10 protein-coding genes are annotated in these 12,935 nt (G+C 70.3%); 3 read left to right on the top strand and 7 right to left on the bottom strand.

What is annotated here, in order from left to right; genetic code table 11:
- Positions 1–15: 15 nt before the first annotated feature.
- The gene (locus ACODTB_RS00180; RefSeq protein WP_291113405.1) at positions 16–756 is read right to left on the bottom strand and encodes a 2OG-Fe dioxygenase family protein; all 741 of its coding nucleotides are present in this window, start codon (positions 754–756) and stop codon (positions 16–18) included.
- A 148-nt stretch (positions 757–904) separates the two neighbouring features.
- On the opposite strand from ACODTB_RS00180, the gene ACODTB_RS00175 reads away from it, so the two are divergent.
- Together ACODTB_RS00175 and ACODTB_RS00170 are read left to right on the top strand one after the other, a co-directional pair.
- Positions 905–1,285: a bacteriohemerythrin gene (locus ACODTB_RS00175; protein WP_366833058.1), complete on the top strand. Its 381-nt coding sequence runs from the start codon at positions 905–907 to the stop codon at positions 1,283–1,285.
- A gap of 70 nt (positions 1,286–1,355) precedes the next feature.
- Positions 1,356–2,123: a DUF2189 domain-containing protein gene (locus tag ACODTB_RS00170; RefSeq protein ID WP_291113401.1), complete on the top strand. Its 768-nt coding sequence runs from the start codon at positions 1,356–1,358 to the stop codon at positions 2,121–2,123.
- A gap of 3 nt (positions 2,124–2,126) precedes the next feature.
- On the opposite strand, the gene acuI is transcribed toward ACODTB_RS00170, so the two are convergent.
- The 5 genes from acuI to ACODTB_RS00145 all read right to left on the bottom strand — a co-directional run bounded on the left by acuI (position 2,127) and on the right by ACODTB_RS00145 (position 10,045).
- Positions 2,127–3,131: an acrylyl-CoA reductase (NADPH) gene (gene acuI / locus ACODTB_RS00165; RefSeq protein WP_291113399.1), complete on the bottom strand. Its 1,005-nt coding sequence runs from the start codon at positions 3,129–3,131 to the stop codon at positions 2,127–2,129.
- Between the two features lie 72 nt (positions 3,132–3,203).
- On the bottom strand, positions 3,204–4,628 hold the full coding sequence (locus tag ACODTB_RS00160) for an efflux transporter outer membrane subunit (protein ID WP_488929030.1): 1,425 nt from the start codon (positions 4,626–4,628) through the stop codon (positions 3,204–3,206).
- A gap of 20 nt (positions 4,629–4,648) precedes the next feature.
- Complete coding sequence (locus ACODTB_RS00155) at positions 4,649–7,876, bottom strand: efflux RND transporter permease subunit (protein ID WP_291113395.1); 3,228 nt, start codon at positions 7,874–7,876, stop codon at positions 4,649–4,651.
- A gap of 23 nt (positions 7,877–7,899) precedes the next feature.
- Positions 7,900–9,120, bottom strand: a complete 1,221-nt coding sequence (locus ACODTB_RS00150) for an efflux RND transporter periplasmic adaptor subunit (protein ID WP_291113393.1) — start codon at positions 9,118–9,120, stop codon at positions 7,900–7,902.
- A gap of 91 nt (positions 9,121–9,211) precedes the next feature.
- Positions 9,212–10,045, bottom strand: coding sequence for an alpha/beta hydrolase (locus ACODTB_RS00145; RefSeq protein ID WP_291113391.1), 834 nt, complete (start codon positions 10,043–10,045; stop codon positions 9,212–9,214).
- 108 nt (positions 10,046–10,153) lie between these two features.
- On the opposite strand from ACODTB_RS00145, the gene ACODTB_RS00140 reads away from it, so the two are divergent.
- A complete protein-coding gene (locus tag ACODTB_RS00140) occupies positions 10,154–11,065 on the top strand; it encodes a LysR family transcriptional regulator (RefSeq protein WP_291113389.1) in 912 nt (303 codons plus the stop codon).
- A gap of 3 nt (positions 11,066–11,068) precedes the next feature.
- Here ACODTB_RS00140 and ACODTB_RS00135 read toward each other — a convergent pair whose 3' ends face one another.
- Positions 11,069–12,811, bottom strand: a complete 1,743-nt coding sequence (locus tag ACODTB_RS00135) for a long-chain fatty acid--CoA ligase (protein WP_291113387.1) — start codon at positions 12,809–12,811, stop codon at positions 11,069–11,071.
- Positions 12,812–12,935 lie beyond the last annotated feature (124 nt).

Genomic DNA, 12,935 nt, shown 5'->3' with positions numbered 1-12,935 from the left:
CGGCGGGCGCGGCGTTCAGTCGCCCTGGAACGCCCCGCTGCGGTAGGTCACCACCAGCGTGTCGCGCCAGCCCAGGGCATCGCCTTCCAGTGGCTGGATCGGCGTGCTTTCGTGGATCACCCGCGCGTCGTCGATCAGCAGCAGAGACCACGGCTCGCGCAGCGTGAAGCGCTGGCCGCTCGGGCCGTTGGCTTCGAACACGCGGCTCTCCCCGCCCTTGATGGCATGGCGGTCCACCATGAAGACCGCCACCAGGTCCACCCCGTCGCGGTGCGCGCCCTCGGGCGTGGGCCGCCCGATGCCGTCGGTGGTGTCGATGCGGAACACGTGGGCCTCCACGCTCCAGGGCTGCGCACCGCGCAGCGCGCTGGCGGCCTCGCCCAGCCGCGCCAGCAGGCGGCTCCACACGGGCAAGGCGACCGTGGCCGGCTCCATGGGTTCGAACCAGCGCTGCATGCCGCCGTGCAGGGCGTTGTATTCCAGCGGCTGCCAGTGGGCGCGGTGCGGCACCTGCCGCACGCGGTCGTCCTCCACCACGAAGCAGCTGTGGCGGCGGCTGCGGTAGCGCCCGCCGTCCTTGAGGTACGCGTCGGGCGGCAACTGGTTCCAGCCGGTGTGCAACTCGGCCAGATCCACCGGGCGCGCGGCGAGCCACTCGCCCACGGCCTCGGCGCTCAGCAAGGCGAAGCCGGTGGTTTTCAGGGCGCTGTGCACATCGGACAGCGGCACGTAGGGGGGCTGGAATTCGCTGGTCATATGGCCGGCCAGTGTAGCGGCGCGCCGGTCCACCCACGGCCTGTCGGGCCTTGGGTGAGGCCGGCGTTTGCGCTGGATCAAGACGCCGCAGCGCCCCCGCTGCCAAGCTACGGCCCAAGGAGCAACACCCAATGGAAAGCAACGCGCAATGGACCCCGGCCCTCTGGCTGGACTTCGACCCGCTGGACAGCATGAACCGCGAACTCATGGCGCAGCTGGCGCGCGCGCCCAGGCGGCGAGTGACACGGAGCTGCCCCAGGCCTGGGCCGAGCTGGTGTCGCACGTGGCCACGCATTTCGGCCAGGAAGACACCTGGATGCGCGAGACCGGCCACGGCCAGGCGGACGCCCACGCGCTGCAGCACCGCGTGGTGTTGACCCTGCTGCGCGAGGGCCTGGGGTTAATCCGCAACGGCCAGCTGGAACCGGTGCGCCGGATGGCGCGCGAACTGGGCGCGTGGTTCGCCAAGCACACGCACGCGTTCGACGCCGGGCTGGCGCTGCACCTGCGGCGACACGCGCTCGCCTGATCCGCTGCATTTCCGGGCGCCACAGCCACCCGCCCACGAGGTGGCGCGCCATCACCCGAGGAGACACGCCATGACCGAAGAATCCCAACCGCCGCCGTCGGTGTTCGACCTGCGACTGGCCGAACTGAACGCCGGCGACCCGCTGCGCTGGCTGCGCCTGGGCTGGCGCGATTTCCTGCGCAGCCGCGTCGGCCTGTTCTACGGTCTGTGTTTTTTCCTCATGGGGCACGCACTCATGGGGGTGTTCCTCGCCGCACCGGCCTATGTGCTGGCGCTCTCGGCCGGCTTCCTGCTGCTGGGGCCCTTCCTGTGCCTGGGCCTGTACCACGTGAGTCGCGCGCTGGAGAAAGGCCGCGAGCCCTCGCTGCCGGATTCGCTGCTGGCCTGGGAACAGACCAAGGGCTCGATCGCGATCTTCGCGGGCGTGCTGCTGATCCTGGAGATGCTGTGGGGCCGTGCCTCGCTGGTGGTGTTCGCGGTCAGCTTCAGTACCCTGCCCGACACCGCCAACCTGCTCTCGCAGCTGCTGGCACGCGAGAACCTGGAGTTCCTGATCACCTACACCCTGGTGGGCGGCGTGTTCGCGGGCCTGATCTTCGTCACCAGCGCGGTCTCGATCCCCATGATCCTGGACCGCGAGGTCGATGCGATCTCGGCCGCGCTCACCAGCATCCGAGCCTGCCTGCAGAACCCGGGCGTGATGGCCTGGTGGGGTGCCCTGATCACCTTGCTGGTGGTGCTGGCGATGCTGCCCTGGTTCCTGGGCCTGATCGTCGTCGGCCCGGTGGTGGGCCACGCCACCTGGCACGCCTACCGCCAGGTGGTGCCGCCGCGATGAGGCTCAGGCCTTGAGCTTCACCACCAGGCGCCCGCGCACCTGGCCGGCCAGGATCTGGCTGCCAGCGGCGATCGCGTCGGGCAGCGCGATCTCTGTCGTGATCGACGCCAGCTGTTCGCGGTTGATCGTCTTCGCGAGCGCGTCCCACGCGGCCTCGCGCCTGGCCATGGGCGCCATCACACTGTCGATGCCATGGAGGGTGATGCCGCGCAGGATGAACGGCGCCACGCTCGCGGGCAGGTCCATGCCCTGGGCCAGGCCGCAGGCCGCCACCGCGCCGCCATAACGCGTGCTGGCGCAGGCGTTGGCCAGCGTGTGGCTGCCCACCGAATCCACCACGCCGATCCAGCGCTCCTTCTGCAGCGGCTTGCCCGGCGCGCTCAGTTCGTTGCGGTCGATCACACTGGCCGCGCCGAGCGATTTCAGGTAGTCGGCTTCCTGCGGCCGGCCGGTGGAGGCCACCACGGTGTGGCCCAGGCCGGCCAGCAGCGAGATCGCCACGCTGCCCACGCCACCGCCCGCGCCGGTCACCAGCACCTCGCCGCTGCCGGCGGCCACGCCCGCCTCGGCCCAGTGTTTCTGCAGCGCCTGCACGCACAGCATGGCGGTGTAGCCGGCCGTGCCCAGCGACATGGCTTCGCGCTCGCTCAGCGTGTCGGGCAGGGCCACCAGCCAGTCGCCCTTGACGCGCGCCATCTGCGACAGCCCGCCCCAGTGCGCCTCACCCACGCCGAAGCCGTTGAGCAGCACGCGGTCGCCGGGCTTCCATTTCGGGTGATCGCTCTGCGTCACCGAGCCGGCGAAGTCGATGCCGGGCACCATGGGGAAGCTGCGCACCACGGGCGATTTTCCAGTGATGGCCAGGCCGTCCTTGTAGTTGATGGTGGAGCAATCCACGCGCACCGTCACGTCGCCGGCGGCGGGCAGTTGCGCCTCGTCGAGCTGCGTGAGTTCGCAGCGGTAGCCCGACTCGGGCTTGGTGATCAGCAGGGCTTCGAACACGGGCATCTCCTAGGAAGGGGTAGCGGGGGGCCGGCAGCAAAGCCTATTGTGCCGGTCCTGGCCCGCCGCGAAGGTCGCTCAGGCGCCCCGGGCGGGGGCGCCCGCCTCCCAGCCGCCGCCGATGGCGCGGATGAGCCGCACCGTGGCCTGCTGCTGGGCGGCCTCCACGCGCTGGGCCTGCCGCCGGTTGATCAGCTCGTTGCGGCGCGCGTCGAGCAGTTCGAGCTGGCTCACCAGGCCGTTGCGGTAACGCGTTTCCGAGATCGCGCTGGCGCGCTGCGCGGCGCTCACCGCGCGGCCCTGGGCCAGGGACTGGTCTTGCAGCCAGCGCAGGGCGGAGAGCTGATCCTCCACTTCGCGGAACGCCGTGAGCACCTGGCCGCGGTAGCTCGCGGCGGCGGCGTCGAGCTGCGCCTGCGCGCCCTGCACGCCGGCCTCGCGCCGGCCGCCGTCGAACAGCGGCATCGACAGCAACGCGCCCACGCCCCAGGCGCGCGCCGACCACTTGAACAGGTCGCCAAGGTCGGGCGAGGCATAGCCCGCGGCCGCCGTGAGCGCCACGCTGGGGAACCACGCCGCCTGCGCCACGCCCACGCGGGCCTGGGCGGCCAGCAGCGCGGCCTGCGCGGCGGCCACGTCGGGCCGGCGGGTGAGCACGGTGCCGGGCACGCCGGCCGGGATCACGGGCAGCACCCGCGCAGCGTCGGCGGGCGCCAGCGCGAAGCCGGAGGCCGGCTCGCCCACCAGCACGGCCAACGCGTGTTCGAGCTCGGCGCGGCTGCGGCCAAGCGCGAAGCCCTCGGCCTCGGTGGCGGCCAGCTCGGTCTGGATGCGGATCACGTCCAGCTCGGCCACATCACCGGCCTCGAAGCGGCGCTGCGTGAGGCGCAGCGTGTCCGCATAGGCGGCGGCGGTGTCCTGCACCAGGGTGCGCTCGGTGTCCAGCGCGCGCAGGGCCAGGTAGGTCTGGGCCACCTCGGCCTGCACCAGCAGGCGCGTGCTTTGCAGCAAGGCTTCGCGCGATTGCGCATCCAGCGCGGCCGCATCGCGCGCACCCGCCAGGCGCCCGAACAGGTCGAGCTCGTAGGACAGGTTGACGCCCGCCTGCAGCAGCGTGGCCGGCGCCGCGCCGTTGGCGGTGTTGGCACCGGCGCCGCGCGAGGCGTCGGCGCCCACACCGATCTGCGGCAGGCGGTCGGCCTGCGCGCCGCGCACCAGCGAGCGCGCCTGGGCCAGGCGGGCCGCGGCTTCGTGGATGCTGGTGTTGCCGGCGGCGGCGCGTTCGGCCAGGTCGTCGAGCACCGGGTCGTTGAACGCCTTCCACCAGGTGCCCCGGGCCTGGGCCTCGGCGGGTTGGGCGATGGTCCAGTGTTCGTTCTGGCGCGGCTGTTCCTTGAACTGCGGGGGTGTGGGCACCGACGCCGGCAAGGGCGGCAGCGCGGTGGCGCAGCCGGCCAGCACGAGCGCGGCGGTCAGCGTCAGCAGGCGATCAAAATGTTTCACGGGATTCACCTTCCGGGTCTTCAATGGGTCAGGGGAGCGGCAGGCACGGCGCGGGCGCTGCCGCCACCGCCGGGGGCAAAGCCCTCCAGGTGCGGCACGGCGCCGTGCAGCTTGAGCGCGCGGTTGCCGGCCAGGCGGCGCAGCAGCACGTAGAACACCGGCGTGAGGAACAGGCCGAAGGCGGTCACGCCGATCATCCCGGCGAACACGGCCACGCCCATGGCCGAGCGCATCTCGGCGCCTGCGCCGGTGGCCAGCACCAGCGGCAGCACACCCATCACGAAGGCCAGCGAGGTCATGAGGATGGGGCGCAGCCGCAGGCGGCTGGCTTCGATGGCCGCCTGCACGGGCGAGCGCCCGGCGAATTCGAGCTCGCGCGCGAATTCCACGATCAGGATCGCGTTCTTCGCCGACAGCCCCACCAGCACGATCAACCCGATCTGGGTGAACACGTTGTTGTCGCCGCCGTCCAGCCACACGCCCGTCATGGCCGCGAGCAGGCCCATGGGCACGATCAGGATGATGGAGAGCGGCAGCGTGAGGCTTTCGTACTGCGCGGCGAGCACCAGGAACACCAGCAGGATCGCCAGCGGGAACACCCACAGCGCGGAGTTGCCGGCAAGGATCTCCTGGTAGGTGAGCTCGGTCCACTCGAAGCCGATGCCCTGCGGCAGCGTCTCGGCGGCGATGCGCTCGATCGCGTCCTGTGCCTGGCCCGACGAGAAGCCGGGCGCGGGCCCGCCGTTGATGTCGGCCGAGAGGTAGCCGTTGTAGCGCATGGCGCGCTCCGGGCCGAAGCTGGAGTTCACCTTCATCAGCGCCGACAGCGGCACCATCTCGCCCGAGGTCGAGCGCACCTTGAGCAGCCCCACGTCTTCGGCTCGCGCGCGGTAGGGCGCGTCGGCCTGGGCACGCACGCTGTAGGTGCGGCCGAACTGGTTGAAGTCGTTCACGTACAGGCTGCCGAGGTAGATCTGCATGGTGTCGAAAATGTCCGTCACCGGCACGCCGAGCTGGCGCGCCTTGGTGCGGTCGATGTCGGCGTAGAGCTGCGGCACGTTGACCTGCCAGCTCGTGAACATGCCGGCGAGTTCGGGCGTCTGGTAGGCCTTGGCCATGAAGGCCTTGACCGCCGCGTCCATCGCCTCGTAACCCAGCGAGGCCTTGTCTTCCAGCTGCAGCTTGAAGCCGCCCGTGGTGCCCAGGCCCGCCACCGGGGGCGGCGGGAACATCACGATGAAGGCGTCCTGGATCTCGCCGTAGGCCTGGTTGAGCTGGCCCGCGACGGCGCCGCCGCTCTGGTCGGCGCGTCGGCGCTCGGCGAAAGGTTTGAGCGTGGCGAACACGATGCCCGAGTTCGAGCTGTTGGTGAAGCCGTTGATGGACAGGCCGGGGAAGGCGATCGCGTCTTCCACGTTCGGGTTCTTCTTGGTGATCTCGCCCATGCGGTGGATCACCTCTTCCGTGCGGTCCAGCGTGGCGCCGTCGGGCAGCTGCGCGAAGCCGATCAGGTATTGCTTGTCCTGCGCTGGCACGAAGCCGCTGGGCACGGCCTTGAACAGGCCGAAGGTCACGCCCACGAGCGCAAGGTAGATCACCATCATCAGCGCCTTGCGCGAGATCACCCGCCGCACGCCGCCGCTGTAGGCCTCGGCGCCGCGGTGGAAGAAGCGGTTGAAGCCGCGGAACAGGCCACCGAAGATCCGGTCCATGCCGCGCGTGAGCGCGTCTTTGGGCTCGTCGTGGCCACGCAGCAGCAGGGCCGCCAGCGCGGGCGAGAGCGTGAGCGAGTTGATGGCCGAGATCACGGTGGAGATCGCGATGGTCACCGCGAACTGCTTGTAGAACTGGCCGGTGAGGCCGCTGATGAAGGCCAGCGGCACGAACACCGCCACCAGCACCAGCGCGATCGCGATGATGGGCCCGGAGACCTCCTTCATCGCGCGGTAGGTCGCGTCGCGCGGCGACAGGCCGGCCTCGATGTTGCGCTCCACGTTCTCCACCACCACAATCGCGTCGTCCACCACGATGCCGATGGCGAGCACCAGCCCGAACAGCGAGAGCGCGTTGATCGAGAAGCCGAGCAGGTGCAGCACCGCGAAGGTGCCCACCACCGACACCGGCACCGCCAGCAACGGGATGATGGAAGCGCGCCAGGTCTGCAGGAACAGGATCACCACCAGCACCACCAGCGCGATGGCTTCGAGCAGGGTCGTGATCACCGACTGGATCGAGGCGCGCACGAACTGCGTGGGGTCGTAGGCAATGCGGAACTCCACGCCCTCGGGCATGTTCTTCTGCAGCTCGGCCATGGTGGCGCGCACCTCGGCCGAGATGTCCAGCGCGTTGGAGCCCGGTGCCTGGAACACGCCCATGCCGACGGCGGGCTGGTTGTTGAGCAGCGAACGCAGCGAGTAGTCGGCCGCGCCCATCTCCAGGCGCGCGATGTCGCGCAGGCGGGTCACGGCGCCGTCGCCACCGGTCTTGACGATGATGTCGCCGAACTCGTCTTCGGTCTGAAGGCGACCTTGCGCGTTGATGGAGAGTTGCATGTCCACACCGGGCAGGCCCGGCGAGGCGCCGACCACGCCGGCGGCGGCCTGCACGTTCTGGCCGCGGATGGCGCTCACCACGTCGCTGGCCGAGAGGCCGCGCTGCGCGACCTTCTGCGGGTCGAGCCACACGCGCATGGAATAGTCGCCACCGCCGAAGATCTGCACCTGGCCCACGCCCTGGATGCGCGCGAGCCGGTCCTTCACGTTGAGCACCGCGTAGTTGCGCAGGTAGTTGATGTCGTAGCGGTCGTTGGGCGAGACCAGGTGCACCACCATCGTGATGTCGGGCGAGCTCTTGACGGTGGTCACGCCCAGTCGGCGCACTTCCTCGGGCAGGCGCGGCTCGGCCTGCGACACACGGTTCTGCACCAGCTGCTGGGCCTTGTCGGGGTCGGTGCCGAGCTTGAAGGTGACGGTCAGCGTCATCACGCCGTCGGTCGTGGCCTGGCTGCCCATGTAGAGCATGCCTTCCACGCCGTTGATGGATTCCTCCAGCGGCGTGGCCACGGTTTCGGCGATCACCTTGGGGTTGGCGCCGGGGTACTGGGCGCGCACCACCACCGAAGGCGGGGCCACCTCGGGGTACTCGGAGATCGGCAGGCCGCGCAGCGCGACCAGGCCGGCGATCAGGATCAGCAGCGAGAGCACGCCCGCGAAGATCGGCCGATCGATGAAGAATTTCGAGAAGTTCATGGTGTTCTTTTCACGGGCTGGGCTCAGGACTTGGCCACCGCCACCGCGCGCTCGGGCGTGCCGGCGCGGGCATTGTTCATGGGCACGGCTTGCGGCTGCACCACGTCGCCCGGGCGCACGCGCTGCAGGCCGTTGACGACGATGCGCTCACCGGGTTTGAGGCCACTGAGCACGGTGCGCAGGCCATCGACCGGCGCGCCCAGCGTGACCTCGCGGTACTCGGTCTTGTCGCCCTCGCCCACCACCAGCACGTACTTCTTGTCCTGGTCGGTGCCGACGGCGCGCTCGCTCACCAGCAGGGTGCGCGCGGTCTGCGGCTGGCCCATGCGGATGCGCGCGAACTGCCCGGGCATCAGGCGCCCGTCCTTGTTGTCGAACACGGCGCGCACGCGCACCGTGCCGCTGCGCGGGTCGACCTGGTTGTCGATCAGCTGCAGCTGGCCGGCGTAAGGCGTGTCGCTGGTGGCCGAGGTGCCCATCTGCACGGGAATGCGCTCGACCGCCGGGCGCGCGCCGCCGGCCAGGCCCTGCAATGCGCCGGAGACGGTTCTTTCATCGGCATCGAAGCTGGCGTAGATCGGGCTGACCGAGACCAGGGTGGTGAGCACCGGCGCGCCGGGGCCGGCGGCGACCAGGTTGCCCACGGTCACCTCCAGCTTGCCGATGCGCCCGGCCACCGGCGCGCGCACCTGGGTGTAGCCCAGGCTCAGGCGCGCGGCCTGCAGCTGCGCCTGCGCGGCCTTGAGGTTGGCCTCGGCTTCGCGCAGCACGTTCTCGCGGTCGTCCAACTCGCGCTGGGCGATCGCCTTGTCGTCCCACAGGCGGCGCGAGCGGGCGTGTTCGTTGCTGGCGTGGGTCACGCGGGCCTGCGCGGCAATGACCTGGGCTTCGGCGCGCGCGAACTCGGCTTCATAGGGCGCGGGATCGATGGACACCAGGAGGTCGCCCTTGGCCACCAGCGCGCCTTCGCGGAAATGCGTGGCCTGCACCACACCGGCGACGCGGGAGCGGATGTCCACCCGCTCGACCGCTTCGAGGCGGCCGGAGAATTCCTGCCAGGCGGTCACGTCGCTCTCGGCCACGGTGGCCACGGAGACCGGCATGGGCGGCGGTGCGCCCACCGGTGCGCTGGCGCGGGCAGGGGTTGCTTCCTGGACGAGCACGACGCCGGCGACGATGAGGGCGGCCAGGGCGGCGGCGGTGGGCCACCAGACGCGGCGCTTGAATGGGGACAGGTCGGACATGTTTTTTCCTTTTTGAGGGCGAACGGGGCCGCCCCCGGTGGATCACCGGGGTGGGCATTTCAGGTGGGTGGGAAAGGGGGGCGCGGGTCCGTCAGGACGGCGGGGGCGTCGCGGCCTGGAGGAAGGCCCGGACGTGACCGCGCACCTCGATGGCACACGGACATTCCCCGGCGGGCTGTTCGCTCAGCGACTCGGGCCAGCCGGTGGTGGGGGGCAGCAGGCCGCTGTGCACCGCGATGCCCGCCTCGCGCAGGCGATCGGCGTAGGCCAGGGCCTCGTCGCGCATCGGGTCGTCGCCACCGGTAAGAATCAGCGCGGGCGGCAGGCCGGCCAGCCGTTGCGCGCGGCAGGGCACGGCATAGGGGTGTTCCGCGTCCATCGGGCCGCGCAGGTACTGCTGCCAGCCATCCATCCACTTGCAGCCGGTGGACTCGCCCATGGTCTGCCGCAGCGAGGGCGTGGCGCCGCACGGGTCCAGCATGGGCGCAACGAGGATCTGGCCGGCCAGCGGTGGGTGCGCGCGGTCGCGCACCATCATGGCCACGGCCGCCGCGATGTTGCCGCCGGCCTCCTCACCCGCGACGAACAGCGGCGCGCCAGCGCCCGCCAGGCGCGTGCGCTGCTTGAACAGCCATTCCAGCGTGGTGTAGCCGGCCTCCACCGCATCGGGAAACCGGTGCGCCGGCGCCAGCGGATAGGCCAATGACGCCACCACCGCGCCCGAGCTGGCCAGCAGCTCGGCCAGGCAGGCGCCGCTGTCCAGGTCGCCCGAGATGAAGGCGCCACCATGGAAGTGCAGCACCAGCGGCACCACGCCACCGCGCGGCTTCGCGCCCCAGACACGCAGCGCCAGCGGGGGCTTGCCAGGCACCGACAAGGTGCGTGCGGGCGGCACGGCGGCAGAGGATGAGGCAGTTGAAACCATGGCCTGAACTATAGACACACCCTTTCTGCGGATAAAGCCACCTGCCGCCAGTTGTCTGTTTCCATTGCATGAACAATCCCGCCAGAAAGCACATCAAGGACAGAGGGCATGGATCAGATCCAATCGATCAGGGTATTTGCGCGGGTGGTGGAGGCCGGCACCTTCACCAAGGCGGCCGAGTCGCTGGACCTGCCCAAGGGCACGGTGACGAAGATGGTGCAGCACCTGGAGTCGCGGCTGAAGGTCAAGCTGCTCAACCGCACCACCCGGCGCGTGACCGTCACGCCCGATGGCGCGGCGTACTACGAGCGCACGGCCCGCGTGCTCAACGACCTGGACGACATCGAGGCCAGCATGACCAACGCCCAGGCCAGCCCCAGCGGGCGCCTGCGCGTGGACGTGGGGACCTCGGTGGCGCAGCACATCATCATTCCCGCCCTCGCCGACTTCTACCGCCGCTACCCCGACATCCAGCTCGACCTGGGTGTCTCCGACCGCGCGGTGGACCTCATCGCCGACAACGTGGACTGCGTGATCCGCGGCGGCGAGCTGCTGGACCAGTCGCTCGTGGCCCGGCGCGTGGCCAACATGGCGCTGATGACCGTGGCCTCGCCGGCCTACCTGCAGGCGCACGGCACGCCCACGCACCCGGACCAGCTGGGCAGCGAGCACACGATGCTGAACTACTTCTCCCCGCGCAACGGCCGCCCCTTCATCAACGAGTTCGAGAAGGACGGCCAGACGGTGGAGATCACGGGCCCGACCCGGCTGTCCGTCAACGAGAGCAACGCCATGATCGCGGCGGTGCTCGCGGGCCTGGGCGTGGCGCAGATGGGGGCCTTCACCGCCGTGCCGCTGATCGAGCGCGGCGAGCTGGTGCAGGTGCTGGCCGACTGGTCGACCCACACCATTCCGCTCTATGTGGTGTACCCGCCGAACCGCCACCTCAGCGCCAAGGTGCGGGCCTTCGTGGAATGGGTCGCCGAGCTGTTCTCGAAACACCCGGAGCTGTCGGGCTGAACCTCAGGCGGTGCTGGGCGGCGCCTTCGCGGCCTCCTGCTCCTGCAGCAGGCGCCACATCACCTTGCCGCTGCCGCTCTTGGGCAGCGCGGTGACGAACTCCACCGTGCGCGGGCACTTGTAGGCCGCCATGTTCTCGCGGCACCAGTCCAGAATGGCCTGCTCGCAGGTCTGTCCGCGCGCGGCTTCGCGCAGCACCACCACCGCCTTGACGCTCTCGCCCCGGTAGGCGTCCTGGGTCGCGATCACACAGGCCTCGGCAATCGCCGGGTGTTTGAACATCAGCGCCTCGACCTCGGCCGGCCAGACCTTGAAGCCGCTGGCGTTGATCATGCGTTTGAGCCGGTCGGTGATGAAGTAGTAACCGTCTTCGTCCACCCGGCCGAGGTCGCCCGAGCGGAAGAAGCGCTTGCCTTCGAAGGTGATGAAGGCGGCCTCGGTGGCCTCGGGGCGTTTCCAGTAACCGTCGAACACCTCGGGGCCGTGGATGATGATCTCGCCCGCCTCACCCTGCGGCATTTCCTGCAGCGTGATCGGGTCGACCACGCGCGCGTCGGTGCCCAGGAAGGGAATGCCCAGGCATTGCTGCTTGGGATGGTCAGGCGGGTTGTTGTGCGAGGGCGCGGCGGTCTCGGTCAGGCCATAACCTTCTGAGTAGCGCAGGCCGAACTGGTCGAGCAGGCGCTGCGCCACGGCCTGCGGCATGGCCGCGCCGCCGCCGCCCACCAGCACCAGGCTGGAGAGGTCGTACTGGTCGAAGTTCGGGCTGGCCAGCAGGTCGATCACCATGGTCGGTATGTTGGTCCAGTGGGTGCAGTGCCAGCGCGAGATGAGCCGCCCGGCGAGCTCGCGGTCCCAGCGCGGCATCACCACCATGGTCGAACCGGTGTACACGCCCGCGTGCATGCCGGCCACCATGCCGGTGATGTGGAACATGGGCACCACCAGCAGGCCCACGTTCTCCGAGGTGCTGTTTGTCCAGAGGCCCACGCCCACCGCGTTGTGCATGAGGGTGCGGTGCGGGTGCATGCAGCCCTTGGGCAGGCCGGTGGTGCCGCTGGTGTAGGGCAGCACGGCGAGGTCGTCCGGGCCCCGGTTGTGCGCGGGTGCGCTGCCGCCGCAGGCCAGCGCCTCGGCCCAGTCGCTCACCGTGCCGCCGGGCAACGAGGGCGTGGGGTGCCGCGTGCCCAGCCAGTCCGCCCAGGCGGGCGGGATCTCGGCGGCCGGGCCGATGGCGTCGCTGTAGTGCGAGACCACGAGGTGGCGCAGGCGGTCGCCCTGGCGCACCTCGCTGTTGGCCTTGAGCAGTTCACCGGCCAGGTCGGCCGCGGCGATGGCCACGCGCGCGTCGGGGTCGATCAGGTAATGCTTGAGCTCCTCGGCCCGGTTCATGGGGTTGACCGGCACCACCACCGCGTTGGCGCGCAGGATGGCGAAGTGCGCCACCACCCACTGCGGGCAGTTCTGCATGAACAGGATCACGCGGTCGCCGTCCTGCACGCCCTGCTGTCGCAGGTGCGCCGCCAGCCGCTCCACCTGCGCGTGCAGCTCGTGGTAGCTGAGCACGTGATCGAAGAACACCAGCGCGGGCTTGTCCGGGTAGCGCTGCGCGCTCACGTCCAGGTTGCACCAGAGCGAGGTGGCGGGCGTGGTGATGCGGTGCGGCAGGCGCGTGGGCCAGAAGCGGTGGTGCGCGTGCGGATCGGGCGTCGACGCGGCGCGCCCGCCTTCGGTGGTGCTGCTCATCACATGTCTCCGTTATGGGTGTTGTGGGACAAGCATACGGGCCGCCTTCGCCCGCCGAAACCCGCGTTTGTCGCGCGAGAGACCGCGATGGCGGCTCAAAGCAAGGTTGGGAGATGGCTCAAGA

The organism is Hydrogenophaga sp. FG152, assembly GCF_057809615.1.
Note: the sequence above shows the minus strand (reverse complement) of the source record. Positions and strands in the feature narration are given on the sequence as shown.

Bases quoted from the DNA above. Each gene is read 5' to 3' on its own strand.
- ACODTB_RS00180 (WP_291113405.1), bottom strand. From the start codon at position 756: ATGACCAGCGAATTCCAGCCCCCCTACGTGCCGCTGTCCGATGTGCAC.
- ACODTB_RS00175 (WP_366833058.1), top strand. From the start codon at position 905: ATGGACCCCGGCCCTCTGGCTGGACTTCGACCCGCTGGACAGCATGAA.
- ACODTB_RS00170 (WP_291113401.1), top strand. From the start codon at position 1,356: ATGACCGAAGAATCCCAACCGCCGCCGTCGGTGTTCGACCTGCGACTG.
- acuI (WP_291113399.1), bottom strand. From the start codon at position 3,131: ATGCCCGTGTTCGAAGCCCTGCTGATCACCAAGCCCGAGTCGGGCTAC.
- ACODTB_RS00155 (WP_291113395.1), bottom strand. From the start codon at position 7,876: ATGAACTTCTCGAAATTCTTCATCGATCGGCCGATCTTCGCGGGCGTG.
- ACODTB_RS00150 (WP_291113393.1), bottom strand. From the start codon at position 9,120: ATGTCCGACCTGTCCCCATTCAAGCGCCGCGTCTGGTGGCCCACCGCC.
- ACODTB_RS00145 (WP_291113391.1), bottom strand. From the start codon at position 10,045: ATGGTTTCAACTGCCTCATCCTCTGCCGCCGTGCCGCCCGCACGCACC.
- ACODTB_RS00140 (WP_291113389.1), top strand. From the start codon at position 10,154: ATGGATCAGATCCAATCGATCAGGGTATTTGCGCGGGTGGTGGAGGCC.
- ACODTB_RS00135 (WP_291113387.1), bottom strand. From the start codon at position 12,811: ATGAGCAGCACCACCGAAGGCGGGCGCGCCGCGTCGACGCCCGATCCG.